The sequence below is a fragment of the Chryseobacterium sp. PMSZPI genome (assembly GCF_002835665.1).
Classification (GTDB): domain Bacteria; phylum Bacteroidota; class Bacteroidia; order Flavobacteriales; family Weeksellaceae; genus Chryseobacterium.
Map to the genome: position 1 here is coordinate 48,257 of NZ_PIZV01000036.1, position 19,328 is coordinate 67,584.

Here is a 19,328-nt window from a genome sequence, read left to right on the forward strand (position 1 = left end):
AGCATTCTGTTTATAGAATATATAGGTAAGCTCCGTAGGAGCGGCCTGATAATTTGATTAATAGGTCGCTCCTACGGAGCTTTGATATGATCGGAATATTTCCGAGATCTATGAACAGATAATCCCTATGGGATTTTAAAACAATTGCACCAAACAACACAACTTCTTAATAATCAATATTTAAAAAAATAATTTCTATTTTATTGATTTGAAATGTTTTAATCATTTCGAACCTATTGCCTTAGTATTATTTTTTAAATGATGCTATTTAAACACAAAGAGTTCGCAAAATTTCTGAATCAAAATAAATTTATACGTTCGCAAGGACGTTAACACTCAGCTGAGAAACAATATTGTCCCTTGCTAAATGGAATGGCCCTGCGATCGAAAATATTCGGAAAAATGTTCATGAAAATCCCTTGCGTATTCTTAGCGTTTTAAAATTTTCATATCGAATTTCACATTACTTTTAGTTATTTTTGCTCAAAAGATAGAAAAGCAATGTCTGAAAACATTCAACAAAAGATAGAACAGCTTCGCAAGGAGCTTCATCAACATAACGAAAATTATTACCTACTGGATACTCCTACCATTACAGATTATGAGTTCGATATGCTTCTGCAGGAACTTCAGGATCTGGAGGCCAAACACCCTGAATTCTATGATGAAAACTCACCCACAATGCGTGTAGGTGGTGGAATTACAAAAGTTTTCCCAACTATTCAACATAAATTCAGAATGTATTCTTTGGATAATTCTTACGATTTTGATGATCTGGAGGATTGGGAGAAAAGGATTATCAAAACAATCAATGACCCGGTTGAATTTGTTGCCGAACTAAAATATGACGGAGCCTCTATTTCCATTTTATATGAAAACGGAAAACTGACACAGGCTGTAACCCGTGGTGATGGGTTCCAGGGAGATGAAATCACTCCGAATGTCCGTACGATTTCAGATATCCCTCTGACTTTAAAAGGTGATTTCCCATCTCATTTCTTTATGCGTGGAGAAATTTATCTGACCAGAAAAAACTTTGATAAACTTAATCAACTTCGTGAAGAGGAAGGATTAGATCCCTTTATGAATCCAAGAAATACAGCTAGCGGAAGTTTGAAAATGCAAGACAGTGCTGAGGTAAGAAAACGTGGATTATCTTCCGTACTATATCAATTTATCTCTGAAGAAACTCCGGCAGAAACCCACTGGGAACTTCTTCAAAAGGCGAAAAGCTGGGGATTCAAAACTTCCCAACAGGCCAAGCTATGCAAAACATTGGATGAAGTAAAAGAATTTATCACTTTCTGGGATACAGAACGCCATAACCTTCCTTTTGAAATTGACGGTATTGTATTAAAAGTAAATTCTCTGCAACAACAAAGACAGCTTGGATATACGGCAAAGTCTCCACGTTGGGCAATGGCTTATAAATTTAAAGCTGAAAAGGTAGAAACAGAGCTTCAAAGCGTTTCTTATCAGGTAGGAAGAACAGGAGCCATCACTCCGGTTGCCAATCTTAAACCTGTTTTGCTAGCCGGAACTATCGTAAAAAGAGCTTCCCTTCACAACGAAGATATCATCAAAAAACTGGATCTGCACGAGAATGACTTTGTATATGTAGAAAAAGGAGGTGAAATTATTCCAAAGATTGTAGGCGTAAATACGGACAAGAGAACCGAAGAAAGTAAAGAGATAGAATACATCAAACACTGTCCGGAATGTGGAACAGAGCTGGTAAAAATTGAGGATCAGGCCATTCATTTCTGCCCAAATGAGCTTCATTGCCCGCCACAGGTTGTAGGAAGAATGATTCATTATGTTTCCAGAAAAGCTTTAAATATTGAAAATCTAGGAAGTGAAACCATTGAACAGCTTTACAGAGAAAAGCTGGTTGAAAATCCCGCTGATTTTTATGTTTTAACAAAAGAACAACTTCTTCCATTGGAAAGAATGGCTGAAAAGTCGGCTCAAAATATCATCACAGGAATTGAAAAATCAAAAGATATTCCGTTTGAAAAAGTGTTGTATGGAATTGGAATTAAACACGTAGGAGAAACGGTTGCCAAAAAACTGGTAAAGAACTTCCCTACTGTAGAGGAATTGAAAAATGCTTCTGTAGAAGAACTTTGCCAGGTAGAAGATATCGGAGCTAAAATTGCAGTGAGTATTGTTGAATTTTTCCAAAACTCAGAAAATGTTTTGATGATTGAACGTTTAAAAAACTATGGTGTACAACTTGAAAAAGGAGAAAACACTAATGAAGTTTTGTCCAATGTTCTGGAAGGAAAAACATTCCTTTTTACAGGAAAATTATCTTTATTCACCAGAGAATCTGCTGAGGAAATGGTAGAAAAACATGGCGGAAAAAATATTTCTGCGGTTTCGAAAAACCTTAATTACCTTGTTGTAGGTGAAAAAGCCGGAAGCAAGTTGAAAAAAGCACAGGATATCGGAACTATCGAAATTTTGGACGAACAACAATTTTTAGATTTGGTTGAGAAACAATAATTGAGATAAAATAAATTTATCATTAAAAATATGAGCCGTGAAAATTCACGGCTTTTTTCATGGAAAGACGCTCATATAAAAGAAAAAAATAATACACAATCAACAATTAAATGAAAAATATTAAATTATAATCAATTAAAAAAGATAAAAATTTAAAATAAAATACTATTCAATTGATATTTTTAATAAATTTACAAAAACTAAAATCACTAACCCATGAAAAAACTCTACATTTTTGTGCTACTTCTAGCACTCTTATCCATCGATGCACAAATTATAAACATTCCGGACCCTTATTTCAAAGAAAAACTTGTTACAGCCAATCAATGGAATCATGTTGCCAATGATTTAAACGGATCTCCTACTGTAATTGACACTAATAATGACGGAGAAATACAGTTGAGTGAAGCTTTGAATATTTCGAGTTTAACGTTTAACCAGACCCAGATTACTAATTTGACGGGTATTCAGAGTTTTGCCAACCTTATTCATCTTACTGTACAGGGAAACAGCCATCTTAATGAGCTCAATGTAAGTAATATGACTAACCTGAAGCTCTTAATTATTAACAGCAGCGGTATGCATACAATTAATACTCAAGGTTGTACTCAGCTTGAAAATTTTCAGTTGATACACAACTCCGGATTTGTCTACAATCTGGATTTTTTACAAAATCCTTCACTGAAGAAACTGACGCTTATCACCAATGCCCATTTGGCGAATGTAAATATTTCTCATCTTACGGCATTGGAAGAACTGGAAATTGGAGACACAGGTATTCTCAATCCTAATTTTACAAGTTTAGATCTTTCTAACAATGTTAATCTGAAAAAAATTATCATCGATAAACCTAATCTTACTTCACTCACTTTAAATCCATTAAACCAACTGGAATATTTTAGTATAAAAAGAACAAAGCTAGCATCATTAAATCTTTCGAATAGAGCACAACTTGAATATTTATATGTAGATAATAATTCATTGCTCAACACTCTGAATATTCAAAATACTACTAATCTTAATAATTTACTGGTTCTTAACAATCCATTAGTCACTAACGTAGATCTTCAAAATAAACCTAATTTACAAAGCATCAGTTTCGGCGGAAACGGAGTTACGTCAATAAACTTTACCGGAACTCCGGGTATTATTAATATGGCTATCGGAGGAAATAAACTGACCTCTTTAGATACTTCTCCCATTACAGAATTACAAATTCTGAGTATAAGCGAAAATCTCGTTAGCAGCCTTGATGTAAGCCAGAATCCTAATCTGGAATATCTGAACATACAAGGGGATATTCTTACCAATGTTAATATAAAAAATGGAAATCCAAATTTGAACTTTTATGCAGCTGCTCCTCTTTATTTACCTAACTTAAAGTATGTATGTTGTGATACCAATAAAGTGCAAGAGGTTTCCGCTGCATTAATCAGCCAGGGACAAAATAATACTGAGGTCAATAGTTATTGTTCTTTTATTCCGGGAGGAACCACTTATACTGTTCAGGGAAATACAAAATATGACATCAACAATAACGGATGTGATGCTAATGATCCTATCAAATCTTTCCAGCAGTTTAATATCATCAATGGAGCCAACTCAAGCAGTTATATTGCCAATAGCTCTGAAAATTATACTATCGCAACACAAGATGGAACAAGTATTATCAGTCCTGTTGTTGAGAATCCTTCTTATTTCAATATTTCTCCAACGAGTATCAGTGTAGATTTTCCTACTCAGGCCAGCCCTTTCAATCAAAATTTCTGTATGGCACCTAATGGAATTCACAATGATCTGGAAGCAGTGATTATTCCTATAACCGCTGCCAGACCAGGCTTCATTTCCCAATATAAAATTATTTACAAAAACAAGGGAACCACCGCACAATCAGGGACTTTACTATTTAATTATGACGATAATCTGATGGATTACCAAACTTCAACAGTTCCTCCTACTGTACAGTCTTCAGGTGTTTTAAGCTGGAGTTTTACAAATCTTCTGCCTTTTGAAACCAAAGAAATCACTGTTAGCTTAAAGCTCAATACTCCTACCCAAACACCTCCTTTACATGGTGGAGACCTTCTTCAGTATACAGCACAAATCAATGGAACTACAGACGAGACTCCTTTAGATAATACATTTGTGTTGGATCAGACTGTTGTCAATTCTTTTGATCCTAATGATAAAACCTGTCTGGAAGGAGCTTCTATTACTCAGGCAAAAGTCGGAGATTATGTACATTATCTGATCCGTTTTGAAAATACGGGAACGGCCAATGCCCAAAACATTGTTGTAAAGGATGAAATTGATGCCACAAAATTTGACATTTCTTCTCTGGTACCATTAAACGGAAGCCACGATTTCGTAACGAAAATCACTCAACCCAATGTAGTTGAATTCATCTTTGAGAATATCCAGCTACCTTTCAACGATACTCAGAATGACGGATATGTTTTATTTAAAATCAAAACCAAATCGAATCTCACTCTTGGTGATAGTTTTAGCAATACCGCAAAGATCTATTTCGATTATAATCACCCGATTATTACGAATACGTATACTACAAACGTTCAGAATAAAGGAACTCTGAAAACTTCAGAAACCATCAGAAATACTGAACAGCTTACGATCTATCCAAATCCGGTAAAAGATATTTTGCATATACAATCTAAAGATGAGATCATTAAGACGGAAGTATATGATCTGATGGGAAGAATTATCAATTCTACGAGTGCAAAAGGAAATTCAGTGAATGTTTCCGAACTTTCTAAAGGGAATTATATCATTAAAATATTTACTAAAGACAAAACATTTGTTCAGAAATTTAAAAAAGACTAAACTAACTCACATAAAAACAGGCTACAGAAAATTCTGTAGCCTTTATTTTTGTAACGATTTTTATTTTTCGAATGAAAACACAATTTGATTGTTTTTTTAAGCTGCTTAATATATATTTAATTCTATGGGATTATAATTTTTAGCTTTTTCGGCAGATTTTTTTCTCAAGAAATTCAAAGTTTCTTTATCCTCAATAACATCATTGAATTGATTTTGATCAGCTATTTCTTTACGTTGATAGTCAAAAATTCTGGATTTATCAACAAGCGTAGCATCTGTGTTCATATTCGCTGACTTACACAAATATTTCCTTTTTCCAAATTTATATAATGTATAATGATAATCATTCTTGTCATCATAAACTTCTAAGATTAACCCAGGTAATTTATTAAATTTATAAGGACCGAAAGGAAAAGGAATATCTTTAGTAAACCATGCTATCCAAGTTCGACCGTATTTTTTTGTAGTAGCTTTTTGAGTTTTATACTTTCCGATAGTTTTGTACTCATTTACTAGATTCCAATTTATATCATTGGTTTCCTCGTACTTGAAATTCTTATTAGAAATAGGGGCTGTGACATATATTTTCCCATTAGTTACACCAATGTTTTCTCTAAAAAAAGTATAGTATTTAAAATGATCATTTACATTACTATTATCATTCAATTTTTTTTCATATCGTAAAGAGTCTCCGACATATTTATTCATATTTTTGAAGTAAGATTCTTTTTCATTTATTAATAAAGCAAATGCGTCCTCTTGGACTATAGCATTTTGTATGTTTTGGTCTTTATACTGTAACTTATAGTCTGCTTCATAAATAACATTAAAACTTGCCTGCGACATTAACTTTATAGATAATAAGATAAAAAATATTGTGATTTTTTTCATAAAATAAAATTAAAAGAATCCATAAAACTAATTATGGATTCGTGTTTTATTAATAATCAATAATTAGTGAGTATAAAGAACAATTTCTGCTCTTGTTCCACAGACAGCATAGTTCATTGATTCTAAAATGTTTGTTAGGTGAGTTGTATTCATTCCTTCTGCACCATTTACCATAATAACTTGTCCACAAGATGTTCTGAATGGGAACGCACTAATTACACCAGCTACAAATAGAGCTCCTACTAATAATGTTTTTTTCATAATAATTTTTTTTAGTTATCAATTAAATGTTCATTTCAAATATAAACAATAAATCTAATCGAGTGAGAATTATTATTTTATGTTAAATAATTGCAAATCTTACAGTTACATACATATAAAAATCATTAAATAAAAAAACATAGTTATCAATAATGGTTAAAAAATTATAAAAAAATTTAGGTGAAATAATAAATTATTAATTTGGTTATTCAAATAAAAATTAAAATGGAAGATTATATAAATAATAAATTAACCAAAGATATTCAGGATGCTATAACGGAGCTTGAATATAAAATAGTAGAACTTAAAACAATAAATATAGAGCCTGATTTAAGCCATCTGAACTCTTTTTATATGGAAAGGACTGAAGAAAATATAAAACGTATTAATTCACGTTTAAAAGTTCCAAATTTAAATCTGTATATATGGTTATCTTCTTTTATCATGTTAATTATTAGCTTTGGAGTGTTCTTTTTTCTTTACTTTAAAGGGCCAGAAACTAAAATAGAAAATCAGAAAGAATATAAAGAACAACTATTAAAAGATAACGTGATCATGTCTAAAGAAAATGCAGAGCTTTTAAAAGATATGGACCTATGGTTTAAAAGTGATCCGGAATCGACAGCTAAATTTATTCATTGGAGGCATGACCATAGATAAAATTATCAATTACTAAAACTATCTTTCAGTATTAATAGTAGTTTGATTATTCTCCAATTATCTAAAAATAAGGATCGTATAAGGATTGTTCACACCTGCCTTAGGCATAATCAGCCTGATATGTTCTTTATTTTTATAATAATCAATATAAGGTTCCTTAGTAATAGTCTTCCCTTTTACGGTTTCTTTATACCCGGAATCCATGATTATTTTAAGGTATTGATCATACTCTTTTTTGTTTTTAAACTCATACTCGATTCTATCATCAGATTGATCTTTGTACTCAAATTTTCCAATTTTCGATTGATAATCAGGGGCATCATATTCTGCCAGCACAAAGCCTAGACCTTCAGTTTTATCATAGAACCTGTAGTTAAGGTTTTTCATTTCCTTTTTAAATTCCGGCATACTAAGGGTATTGAAATTTTTCAACTGTTCCAAACTGAAAACCTGAGCTTGTGCACGAATGCATGATAAAACAGATAATATAACCAAAACGCCTAAAGCTTTTCTCATGTATTTTAATTTTGCCGACAAAGATAAAAATAGATAAAAAAATAAAGAGATCAAAAATGACCTCTTTATTTACTATTTCTTCTTCCATTCTTTGGATTGATTTCTAAGTATCCAATATTCAAGAATATTTTTCCGTTCTTCATTAGCCTTAAAAGTCCAGATTATTTTTCGCCTAGCCATTCTTCTATATCCTGATTGGCTTTATCTTCAGTAAGATATGCTTTATTTTTATATTCTTCCCTTGCTTCAGCTACCCTTTCTTTTTGAGCTTCATTAAGAATATATTCATTCTGATCTAACTCAAAATCTAAAAGATTCTGAATCTCTTCAACGATCCCGGCTTCTTTTAATTGAGCGATACGATTGATTAAATCAAGTTTTAAGTCTGATGTGTTCATCATAAATGAATTGATAATCAAATTTATTTAGCCTATCTTAAGATTTTTAAAATTTTCGCTATCCTATAAATTATAAGGTCTTATTCTACTATTCAACAGCTCCAGTAGAACCTTTGCTTTCACATTCAACATATCAGTCTGGATACTGTAACGGATTCCTTTAAACTGAGGAAATATTGTTAAAGTTACCTTGTCTATGATATTCTCATTTTCTTTAGGTTTCTTCATGATAACATAAATATATTCCGAAGTTTTAATCCCATAATGACGCATATCTGATATAAAAAATAAGGCAACATCGTCAAAACGGATAAACGTGGGCTTTCTTAATACATTATAAACAATAATCTGCTTATCCGTTACCGTAAGTAAAGGTTCTGTTCGTACCAACAGTAATATAGAATACAGGATTCCAAATGAAAAAAGACTAATCCCCAAAGAAAGCATCACCATTACAAAGAGATTTTCATCTCCGAAGTTAAGTTGAGAAAGTCCTATCGTAAAAGCAGATGAAATAATCAGCAAAATAATGCTTTTAATTTTACTGGAATAAAAATGATGCTCTTTCATATGCTTTTAGAATTCTCTATTTTGATATAATTCAAATATAGAAAACTTTAAGCAATAGGAAGTCTGAAATAAAATGTACTTCCATTATTCAAAGCACTCTTTACACCGATTTCGCCATTCTGTTTTTCAATGAAGTTTTTAGAAATGGCCAAACCGAGTCCGGTACCGTTCTGATGTTCTCCCGGAACCTGAAAATAACGGTCAAAAATCTGACGATGGTATTTTTCATCAATCCCGCTACCTGTATCAATAATACTAAACTGGATAAAATCTTCTATCCTTTCCACAAAAACTTTAATTTCTTCATCCTGGAAAGAGTGTTTTACGGCATTGGTAAGAAAATTATTCATCACCCACACTGTTTTATCAAAGTCTGCAGCCACAAAATCCTGATCTTCCAAAAGATATTCTGTATTGATTGAAATATTTTTTTGTTCCGCTAATTTCTCAACATTTTTCACTGCGGTCTGTACAATTTCTTTGGGAGAACATTTTTCTACGGTTAATCTAATATTTCCGGATTCTACCTGAGAAAGATTGAGCAATTCACCGGTGATATCCAGCAAACGTTGTCCATCTTCATTGATACTCTTCAACAATTCTTGCTGCTGCTCGTTAAGCGCTCCAAATTTTTGATTTCCCAACAATTGAACTCCCATTTTTATTGCTGAAATCGGAGTTTTCAATTCGTGAGAAATAGTTGCAATAAAATTGGTTTTGGCAAAATCCAGTTCCTTGAAAGGCGTAATATTTCTCAAAAGAATCACCTTTCCAATATATTTTTTTTCCTTTTCTCCTGTCTTCACAATATTGATGGGAACAATATCCTGCTCAAAGTAATTTTCCTTATTATCGCGAACAATTTTAATAGGATCTTTTACCGGATGATCAATATTTTTCAGCAGTTCACGCATCAGGTCGTTATTTACAGCCACTTCATGGGCCGTTTTTCCGATAATCTCTTCTTTATGAAGATTGGTAATTTTCAATGCTTCATCATTGATCATATAGATAAAATGATTTTCATCCAGGCCAATGACAGCATCATGCATATTATTGACCAGTGTTTCAATCCTTTTTTTCTCCATCAATTGTTTAGAAAGACTACTGCTTTCATATTCCTGGAGTTTTTCCGCCATAACATTAAATGATTCGGCAAGCCCGTTAAATTCTTCACTTCCTTTAAAATGGACTCGCTCATTATAATTTTTAGCAGCAATCTGCCGAATACTGAATGTTAGCTGATTGATAGGCTCGGTAATCGTTTGTGGCAAATTGAAGAGTAAGATAAAAGCAATAAGAAAACAAACAGTCCCTAAACTTACGATCCAGAATGTTGCATTTTCTGCTGTGATAATCGCAATATCACTTTTCCGTTCTATACCTTTCATATTTAAAGACATGATTTTGGCTAAATCTTCACGGATCAGCTTTTCTTTTTCATGGGTAGCGTCGGCCAGATAACTGTTAAAATGCAAATTCAGATTCTGGGTAGCTTCTTTCTCCCCAAATTCAGTAAGATTTTTTTCCTGCAATTTATTATTTTTCTGAAAATCCTTTACCGCAATAGCACTATCGGTGTCGATATTGTCCAAAGCCAGAAGCATATTTTTAGAAAACTCCAAGCTATTATAATTGGCAGTAAGTATCTTTTCTGTATCGGATTTTAATTTATTAATATACACAGAACCTATTACTGAAAGAAGAACAATCAGTAAAAATAAAAGTCCTACGCCTAATGTAAGTTTTGTTTTAAGTTTCATATGAAGATACTTATTGTTTTTTAAAGGACCTATGCAATCGCCTCATCTTTATCGGTATTTGTGTTTCCAAATCATTGCGATTCCATTACTTTTAAGATAAAATAATAATATCTATCTGTTTTTCATTCAATCTGTTCATAAGGGAATAGATCCAGCTGTAACCCAATAGCCTCTGCCAAAATTTTGCATGGGGCTTTCCAATACAAACTGTCGTTATATTATGGGCAATGACATAAGTCAGGATTCCATCATGAACACTGCTGTCTTTAATCCTGACAACTTTTGCGCCCAATTCCTGCGCTAAATTAAAATTATTAATTAAATACCGTTGTTTATCAAGTGCTATTTTTTCAGGATTTTCTGATGGTTTCTGAATATATAAAACCGTCCATGGGCTATTATAGTAGCTGGCTAATCTTGCAGTTTTACGAATAATTGTTTTAGCAATTTTTTCATTGCTGCTGATACAGGCCAGAAATTTAATAGGTTTAAAATTCTCGGTTTTAATTTCGGTTTCAACTTTTCTTTCAACGTGTGTAGCAACTTCTTTCAGAGCCAATTCACGAAGCTGTAAAATATGTCCACTCTGAAAGAAGTTATTAAGAGCCGTCTGTACTTTTTCTTTTTTATAAATCTTACCTTCTTTCAGGCGGGTTAACAGTTCATCAGCAGTTAAATCGATATTTACAACCTCGTCTGCAATGGCCAGAATCTTATCCGGTACGCGTTCCGCAACTTCTACCCCGGTAATTTTTTTGACTTCCTCATTCAGACTTTCTATATGCTGGATATTCATGGCACTGATGACATTGATCCCGTTATCGAGAATTTCCAGAACATCCTGCCATCTTTTTTTGTTTTTAGAACCTTCCACATTAGTATGTGCAAGTTCATCCACTAAGACTACTTCCGGATGCTCATTAATAATCGCCTGAAGATCCATTTCTTCAAGGTTTTTTCCTTTATAAAAGACTGATTTTCGTTCAATTTCGGGAATGCCTTCTACAAGTGCTTCTGTTTCTTCTCTGCCATGCGTTTCTATATAACCAATCTTTACATCAATGCCGTTTCGTAAAAGGGAATGAGCTTCCTGAAGCATACGGAATGTTTTCCCAACGCCTGCACTCATCCCAATATAAATCTTGAATTTCCCCTTCCGGGATTTCTGGATCAGTTCTAAAAAATGCTTTGCTGATGACATTGATTTTATTCTTTTTAATTTTATTTTAAACACTTTTCTGTGGTTAAATGCATCACTAAAACCAAACCGCTAAACTCGTCGTGATAAAGAAGTTTCCCTTTCGGAACTCATCATTTTTGGCAAAAATGGCATCTTTAGAAGTAAAACCTCTTACCTCTGTACGAAACACCACATTTTTCAGCACAGCATAATCCACGTTTAATGAATATCCAAATGTTTGGAAACCATTAGGTGTTCCCGTATTAATGATTACTCCGTTTTTATCGTTATAATACTCTAACCTTCCTGCCAAAGCCCATTTATTATCAAACTGATATTTCATCTGTACATTTGGACTATACCAGATATTGTATTGTTCACTTCCTTTCTCCTTCTGCTCCGCTCCCATATCAAATCCTAATAAAGCTGAAAATTGATCCGTTACTTGAAAAGTTCCATAAAGATCGTGAAAATAACGCATCCTCTTATTTGCTTTTACTTTGTCATTACCAATAAATGAGCTGCTGTTCAAGGTAATTTTCTCATTAGGCTTATAAGTCACCTGATGACCGAAAGAAATACTTTGATTACCTTCCGGTTTTGCAATCCGCTGCCAACCATTCAGCACCAATCCGCTTAAAAACCATTTGCCATTATCTGATGTGTAAGAAACCTTTGCACCGGTCTCAAAATAAGGAGAGTTTTCAGCGGCAATACTTCTTGTTAAATTAATATTATCTTTCCCAATGGCACTTTCCCAACCTATATGGGAAGGCATGATTCCCACATCAAGCCATAAATTTTTATTTTTTGAAATTTTGAGCCCTATATTGGCTTCGTTCACATATCTCAATCCACCCTGCTCTGCAGCCATATTATCTTGTGCATAGGTCCCTGCCATTAGGGCTAAATTAGCTCGAAGATGATCACTTTGATAGGCTGCTTTTACTAATCCCAGATTAAGATTTACTTCATTATGCCTATTGTATGAATATAAAAAATTTTGACGAAGATGATTATTAGGTTCATTAAAATCATAGGCATAAAAAAGCTCTGCATATGCAGAAAATGTCACTTTATTTCCTGTTTTTAATGAATCTGATGATTGTGCTTTTGAGAAAAACATTCCCAATAACATTCCTATAATAGTAATTTTTTTCACGTTGATTGTAAGGTATTAACCATGTCAAGGTTTAAAACCTTGGCATGGTTAGTTCAAGATTAATGGTTATTTTAATTGGTCTAAAGCGATATTAAGCTTTAAAACATTCACTTTTGAAGGTCCAAAAAAACCTAAAAACGGTTTCTGAGTCTGATCTTTTATTAAGGTATTGATCTGCTCAACAGAAAGATTCCTCATCTTAGCAATTCTTCTGGCCTGATATAAAGCTCCTTCTTCAGAAATATCAGGATCCAATCCGCTTCCGCTTGCTGTAGCCAGTTCCACGGGGACTTGTACATTTCCCATTTCTGGATTTTGCATTCTTAATGTATCTATTCTCTTTTGTACAGTTTCCAGATATTCTTTATTGCTTGGCCCTTTATTACTTGCTCCACTTCCTGCAGCATTATAATTAACATTAGAAGGACGACCGTGGAAATACTTTTCCGATTTAAATTCCTGGCCGATATTAGCATAGAATTTTTGTCCTTTATAATGAATGATCTCTGCATTTCCCTGAGTAGGTAATATTTTTGATCCTCCATACACTATAGCTAAATACAGCCCCACAACAGCCAGCATTACAAAAGTCAGTCTGAATGCTGAAACAATATGATTTTTCATTTCTTAAAATTTTAATAGAATAAACTGATGATCAAATCAATAATTTTGATTCCGATAAAAGGAACAATCACACCACCCAATCCATAGATCAAAAGGTTTCTTCTCAATAAAGCACTTGCCCCAATCGGTTTATAAGCCACACCTTTTAATGCCAACGGAATAAGAAAAGGAATAATAACAGCATTGAAAATAACAGCAGATAAAATGGCTGTTTCCGGGCTGTGAAGATTCATGATATTCAACTTCTGAAGTGATGGAATGAAGGTGATAAACAATGCGGGAATAATGGCAAAATATTTGGCCACATCATTGGCAATGCTAAACGTTGTCAATGTCCCTCTTGTCATCAGTAATTGTTTTCCGATTTCAACAATTTCAATCAGTTTGGTAGGATCGTTATCAAGGTCAACCATGTTACCTGCTTCTTTTGCCGCCTGTGTTCCACTGTTCATGGCCACACCTACATCGGCCTGAGCCAATGCCGGAGCATCATTTGTACCATCTCCCATCATTGCCACCAGTTTACCTTCCTGCTGTTCTTTTTTGATATAGTTCATTTTATCTTCCGGTTTCGCTTCCGCAATAAAATCATCTACCCCGGCTTTCTCTGCAATAAATTTGGCCGTCAATGGATTATCTCCCGTTACCATTACTGTTTTCACACCCATTTTTCTTAATCGTTGGAAACGCTCCTGAATTCCTGTTTTAATGATATCCTGAAGTTCAATAACACCCCAGACTTTTTCATTAACGGCTACGACTAAAGGGGTTCCTCCATTTTCAGAAATTTTGGTAACCGCTTCTTGGGTTTCTTGTGGGAAAGCATTCCCGGCTTTTTCAGTCAGTTTTTTTATAGTGTCATAAGCTCCTTTTCTGATTCGTGTTTCCTCAAAATCAATTCCCGAAGTTCTTGTTTCTGCAGTAAAGTCAATATAAGTAGGATTAGCAACCAATAATTCTTCCGGTTTTAATTGACTCAGTTCAATGATTGATTTCCCTTCCGGAGTTTCATCTGCTACGGAACTCAATGCTGATGCTTTAATAAATTCATCAAGCTGAATCCCATCTGCAGGATGAAATTGGGTAGCTTTACGGTTTCCTATCGTGATCGTTCCTGTTTTATCAAGAAGTAATACATCAATATCTCCCGCGGTTTCTACTGCTTTTCCACTTTTAGTGATAACATTGGCTCTTAACGCTCTATCCATCCCTGCAATTCCAATTGCAGAAAGCAGACCTCCGATCGTTGTCGGAATCAGACAAACGAAAAGAGAAATAAATGCCGCAATCGTAATCGGAGTCTGCGCGTAATCTGCAAAAGGCTTTAAAGTGAGGGTAACAATGATAAAGGTCAGGGTAAACCCTGCCAGCAATATGGTTAATGCGATTTCGTTAGGTGTTTTTTGTCTTGAAGCTCCTTCTACAAGAGCAATCATTTTATCCAAAAAGGACTCTCCGGGTTTAGTCGTTACTTTTACTTTAATTCTGTCTGAAAGGACTTTTGTGCCCCCTGTTACAGAACTTTTATCTCCTCCAGCTTCACGAATAACTGGCGCACTTTCTCCGGTAATAGCGGATTCGTCAATAGTAGCTAAACCTTCTATAATTTCTCCATCCATCGGAATCTGATCCCCGGTTTCACAAAGAAAAATATCGCCTAATTTCATTTCGGCAGACATTTTCAATATGGTTTCTACCTGAAATCCAGGTCTATTTTCGACCACAAGCTTAGCGGGTGTTTCTTCACGGGTTTTTCGGAGTGTATCAGCCTGTGCTTTTCCTCTCGCTTCCGCAATGGCTTCTGCAAAGTTGGCAAACAGAACCGTAAAAAATAATATGATGAATACTAAAAAATTATAAGAGAAGCTACCCTGGGTTTTATCGCCTGTCAAACTGAACATACTAACGATAAACATTACAACGGTTCCGATCTCTACCAGAAACATTACCGGGTTTTTAAACATAATTTTCGGATTCAGTTTTACGAAAGACTGTTTAATCGCTTCGTTTACCAAATCTTTTTGAAATAATGTTTGGGATTGATTTTTCATTTTTTTGAAAGAGTTTTTATCATTGTCAATCAATAACGACCATCAAGGCAAGCTAAATTTTGAGGTATAGAAATGGATAATATTTTGTAGTGAACGTTTCGGTAAGTTTAGACTCGCTTTCCTAAACACTTCAGCTTCCTCAATGGTAGAATATTGATCTTAAATTTTATTGTTCATATTATTTAGAGAAATACTGTATTTGCTCTGCAATAGGTCCCAATGTCAATGCCGGGAAGAAAGATAAAGCTGCAATAAGTAGGATGACCGCCAATGTCATGAAACCAAAAGTTGCTGTATCTGTCTTCAATGTTCCTGAACTTTCCGGGATAAATTTTTTCTGTGCCAATAACCCGGCAATCGCTACAGGACCTATAATTGGAATGAACCTTGACAACAACAGGACAATTCCCGTTGAAATATTCCACCAGGGAGTATTGTCTCCCAACCCTTCAAATCCGGAACCGTTGTTAGCAGAAGAAGAAGTAAACTCATATAACATCTCACTGAACCCATGAAAACCTGGATTATTCAATGTTTTGGCTCCAAATTCAGGCAAATAAGCGGTTAAAGCAGTTCCTACAAGAATTAAAAAAGGATGGAACAGCGCAACAATCATAGCGATCTTCATTTCTTTGGCTTCAATCTTCTTACCCATAAATTCCGGAGTTCTACCCACCATCAGACCGCTAATGAATACAGCAAGAATGATAAAGATAAAATAGTTTAGAATCCCTACCCCACAACCACCATAGAAACAGTTGATCATCATGGCAAGAAGTTCATTCATTCCGGAAAGAGGCATGGTACTATCGTGCATTGCGTTTACTGAACCGGTAGAAATCACCGTAGTAGCAATACTCCAATATCCTGATGCAGCACTTCCGAATCGGATTTCTTTACCTTCCATAGCCCCCAGACTATTATCGGCTCCCATTTTGGTAATCAAAGGATTTCCTCCTGTTTCATTAATAATATTAGGGACAGCCAGGGCAAAAAAGCCAACGGTCATTACCGTGAAAATCACCCAGGAAAGTTTTCTTTTGTTTAAATAAAAACCTAAAGCAAAGACCAAGGCAAAAGGAATGATCATTTGAGTGACCATTTCCGTCATATTCGTTACATAATTAGGATTTTCAAGCGGGTGTGCCGAATTAGCTCCGAAAAAACCACCTCCATTCGTTCCTAAGTGTTTGATCGCAACAAAACCTGCTACAGGACCTCTGGAAACCTCGATCTTTTGCCCTTCTAATCCTATTATATGATCTTTACCTTCAAAAGTCATCGGACTTCCATTTATGGAAAGTATTAAAGCCACAACCACACTGATGGGAACCAGAATTCTGATCATTGATTTAATAAAATAATCATAAAAATTACCTAACTCTGTAGTTGTTTTTTCTTTGAAAGCTTTGAAAAGAACTGCCATTGCAGCCATTCCTGTTGCAGCTGTTACAAACTGTAAAAACATTAAATAAAGCTGGCTCAGATAACTTACTCCGGACTCTCCCGAATAATGTTGCAAATTACAATTAACTAAAAACGAAATAGTTGTATTAAAAGCAAGATCGGGTGACATATTAGGGTTCCCATCCGGATTTAAAGGAAGCCACGACTGGTTCAATAGAATAAAGAATCCAATAATGAACCAAACCAAATTGATCGCCAGCATCGCATACATATTCTGCTTCCAATTCATCTGGCGCATGGGATTGATTCCCGATATTTTATAAATTAACTTTTCTATGGGCCGGAATACCGGATCCAGAAAAGTTTTTTTGTATCCATAGACATTAGCAATGTATTTACCTAAAAATATTCCAATAACTAATGTGATAGCAAACATTGCTATGATGCCTAAAATCTCTGTATTCATGATCACTTAAAATTTTTCAGGTTTCATTAAAACATAACAGATATACACAAAGGCAAGTATTGAAAGGAAAAATAAACTCCACATAATTTTATATTCTATCAAAAAATTCAACTGATTTATATAAAAGCCAATACAATACTGCAAACAGCAGAATTAAACTTATGAGCATCATATCTTTATCATTAAGGTTAAAAGAGTAAACAATACATACGATACAATCAGCAAACTAAAAGTAGAATGCTCCCGTTTTTTACACGTTTTTCTTGAAATTGTCATTTTTAAATATTTTATTCAGATACTATATGCCAAAAGAAAGTCCATTGTGATAAAAAAATACATAAAACACTACATAACAATAATTTAAGTCAAAAATTAAAATAGTATAAAAACACAAAAGCCTATCAAAATGATAGGCTCTTTATTAAAATGATAAAATGTTTATTTCAATCCGTATTCTTCCAGTTTACGATATAAAGTTGCAATACCAATCTCCAACAATCGGGCTGCCTCTGCTTTATTACCTTTTGTGTATTGTAATACTTTCTGTATATGTATTTTTTCCAGAGATCTAATACTTAAAGAATCAGCCTCAGGAGCCGACTTTTCTGAATAATGAGGTAAACTTTCAACATCAAGAATATTATTATCCATTAGAATAAGACTTCGTTCTACAGCATTACGTAACTCACGTATATTTCCTTTCCAATCATTCTTTTCTAAAGCTTTATAATACTCAGGACTCACCTGTATAGATGATAAATGAAGCTTATGAGAAAATAAGTTTATAAAATTCTTCGCCAGTGCTTTCAAATCCTCTTTCCTTTCCCTTAAAGCAGGAAGTGTGATCTCAAATACATTCAACCTGAAATAAAGATCCTCTCTGAAATTTCCTTGTTTTATTTCTGATTCCAGATCTCTGTTTGTTGCTGCAATAAGTCTGAAATCGGATTTGGAAACTTTTGTTTCCCCCATTTTGATAAATTCTTTAGTCTCTAAAACCCGAAGTAATTTAGCTTGAAGCTCAATGGGCATTTCACCAATTTCATCCAGAAACAAAGTTCCTCCATTAGCTTCATCAATAAGACCTTTCTTATCCTTTAATGCACCGGTAAATGCCCCTTGCTTGTGGCCAAAAAGTTCACTTTCAAGAATTTCCTTACTGAACGCAGAGCAATTAATCGCAACAAAATTATTTTTATTTCTGTCACTTCCTTCGTGAATAGCACTTGCAAACACTTCTTTACCCGTTCCTGTTTCACCGGTCAAAAGAACTGCAGCATCTGTTAACGCAACTTTTTTAGCCAGTTTTTTAGCCTGTAAAATAGTCGGAGAATTTCCAATAATTTGATCAAAACCTTTTAAAGTAGTCTGTGGAACTGTTCTCGACCTGTTATCTTTTACCTTTTCCAGTGCTTTGTACACTAACGGAATAATTTTCTCATTATCATCACCTTTCACAAGATAATCATAAGCACCATTCTTCATAGCCTGAACAGCATCCGTAATATTACCAAATGCCGTCATCAAAATAATTTCAAGATTTGGATATTTTGTTTTGATCGATTTCACCAACTCCACTCCAAAAGCATCAGGAAGCCGGACGTCGCTTAAGACCACGTCAAAATCATATTGCTCCAACATCGTCATTGCAGAACGTGCTGTGGAAGCTTCTTTTACATTAAAATTTTCTTGAGAAAGGATCATGCCTAATAACTTAAGCAATTTGATCTCATCATCGATGATCAGAATGTTTCCTGACATTATTATTATTTTGGAAAACTTATACAAACTTATTGATTTTATTTGAGGAAAAGCCACTTATACGAGAAATTAATTTCATCCCGATATTTATTCACAGGAGCTTTATCCTGCTATCCACTCATACTCCTCGCACCAACGCACTCCCATTCATATCCCTCCAACTTTCCAACTCATGCTGCGGGGTAACCGTTTCTATGGTAAGTTTACATTACTTAAAATACTTGAATAAATTAGTGTAAAAATTAAACCTAAAGAGTAAAAGCAGCAGG

At 34.2% G+C, this 19,328-nt stretch carries 15 protein-coding genes; 3 read left to right on the top strand and 12 right to left on the bottom strand.

The features are described from left to right. Positions 1-501: 501 nt before the first annotated feature. Complete coding sequence (ligA, locus tag CW752_RS07530; RefSeq protein ID WP_101239132.1) at positions 502-2,508, top strand: NAD-dependent DNA ligase LigA; 2,007 nt, start codon at positions 502-504, stop codon at positions 2,506-2,508. 216 nt (positions 2,509-2,724) lie between these two features. After that, positions 2,725-5,349: a T9SS type A sorting domain-containing protein gene (locus CW752_RS07535; protein ID WP_101239133.1), complete on the top strand. Its 2,625-nt coding sequence runs from the start codon at positions 2,725-2,727 to the stop codon at positions 5,347-5,349. A 105-nt stretch (positions 5,350-5,454) separates the two neighbouring features. Here the strand turns inward: CW752_RS07535 and CW752_RS07540 are convergent, their stop codons facing one another. Next, complete coding sequence (locus CW752_RS07540; protein WP_101239134.1) at positions 5,455-6,240, bottom strand: GLPGLI family protein; 786 nt, start codon at positions 6,238-6,240, stop codon at positions 5,455-5,457. A 63-nt stretch (positions 6,241-6,303) separates the two neighbouring features. Then, positions 6,304-6,501, bottom strand: coding sequence for a hypothetical protein (locus tag CW752_RS07545; RefSeq protein WP_101239135.1), 198 nt, complete (start codon positions 6,499-6,501; stop codon positions 6,304-6,306). A 225-nt stretch (positions 6,502-6,726) separates the two neighbouring features. Here CW752_RS07545 and CW752_RS07550 point away from each other — a divergent pair, with 225 nt between their 5' ends. Then, a complete protein-coding gene (locus CW752_RS07550) occupies positions 6,727-7,161 on the top strand; it encodes a hypothetical protein (protein WP_101239136.1) in 435 nt (144 codons plus the stop codon). A gap of 57 nt (positions 7,162-7,218) precedes the next feature. Here CW752_RS07550 and CW752_RS07555 read toward each other — a convergent pair whose 3' ends face one another. From CW752_RS07555 to CW752_RS07610, 10 genes are all read right to left on the bottom strand, one after another. Continuing rightward, positions 7,219-7,677, bottom strand: coding sequence for a hypothetical protein (locus tag CW752_RS07555; protein WP_101239137.1), 459 nt, complete (start codon positions 7,675-7,677; stop codon positions 7,219-7,221). A gap of 161 nt (positions 7,678-7,838) precedes the next feature. Continuing rightward, positions 7,839-8,075 (bottom strand): hypothetical protein, encoded by a 237-nt coding sequence (locus CW752_RS07565; RefSeq protein ID WP_101239138.1) that lies wholly within the window; start codon positions 8,073-8,075, stop codon positions 7,839-7,841. A 63-nt stretch (positions 8,076-8,138) separates the two neighbouring features. After that, positions 8,139-8,645 carry an STM3941 family protein gene (locus CW752_RS07570; RefSeq protein ID WP_101239139.1) on the bottom strand — a complete coding sequence of 169 codons (507 nt, stop codon included), beginning with the start codon at positions 8,643-8,645 and terminating at the stop codon, positions 8,139-8,141. A gap of 47 nt (positions 8,646-8,692) precedes the next feature. Beyond that, a complete protein-coding gene (locus CW752_RS07575; RefSeq protein ID WP_101239140.1) occupies positions 8,693-10,408 on the bottom strand; it encodes an ATP-binding protein in 1,716 nt (571 codons plus the stop codon). A gap of 91 nt (positions 10,409-10,499) precedes the next feature. Continuing rightward, positions 10,500-11,609, bottom strand: a complete 1,110-nt coding sequence (locus tag CW752_RS07580; protein ID WP_101239141.1) for a histidine kinase — start codon at positions 11,607-11,609, stop codon at positions 10,500-10,502. 55 nt (positions 11,610-11,664) lie between these two features. After that, positions 11,665-12,726 carry a porin gene (locus CW752_RS07585; RefSeq protein WP_101239149.1) on the bottom strand — a complete coding sequence of 354 codons (1,062 nt, stop codon included), beginning with the start codon at positions 12,724-12,726 and terminating at the stop codon, positions 11,665-11,667. A gap of 90 nt (positions 12,727-12,816) precedes the next feature. Further along, complete coding sequence (kdpC, locus tag CW752_RS07590) at positions 12,817-13,374, bottom strand: K(+)-transporting ATPase subunit C (protein ID WP_101239142.1); 558 nt, start codon at positions 13,372-13,374, stop codon at positions 12,817-12,819. A gap of 11 nt (positions 13,375-13,385) precedes the next feature. Next, the gene (kdpB, locus tag CW752_RS07595) at positions 13,386-15,425 is read right to left on the bottom strand and encodes a potassium-transporting ATPase subunit KdpB (protein WP_101239150.1); all 2,040 of its coding nucleotides are present in this window, start codon (positions 15,423-15,425) and stop codon (positions 13,386-13,388) included. Between the two features lie 178 nt (positions 15,426-15,603). Next, on the bottom strand, positions 15,604-17,298 hold the full coding sequence (gene kdpA, locus CW752_RS07600) for a potassium-transporting ATPase subunit KdpA (RefSeq protein WP_101239143.1): 1,695 nt from the start codon (positions 17,296-17,298) through the stop codon (positions 15,604-15,606). 438 nt (positions 17,299-17,736) lie between these two features. After that, complete coding sequence (locus tag CW752_RS07610; RefSeq protein ID WP_101239144.1) at positions 17,737-19,059, bottom strand: sigma-54-dependent transcriptional regulator; 1,323 nt, start codon at positions 19,057-19,059, stop codon at positions 17,737-17,739. Positions 19,060-19,328 lie beyond the last annotated feature (269 nt).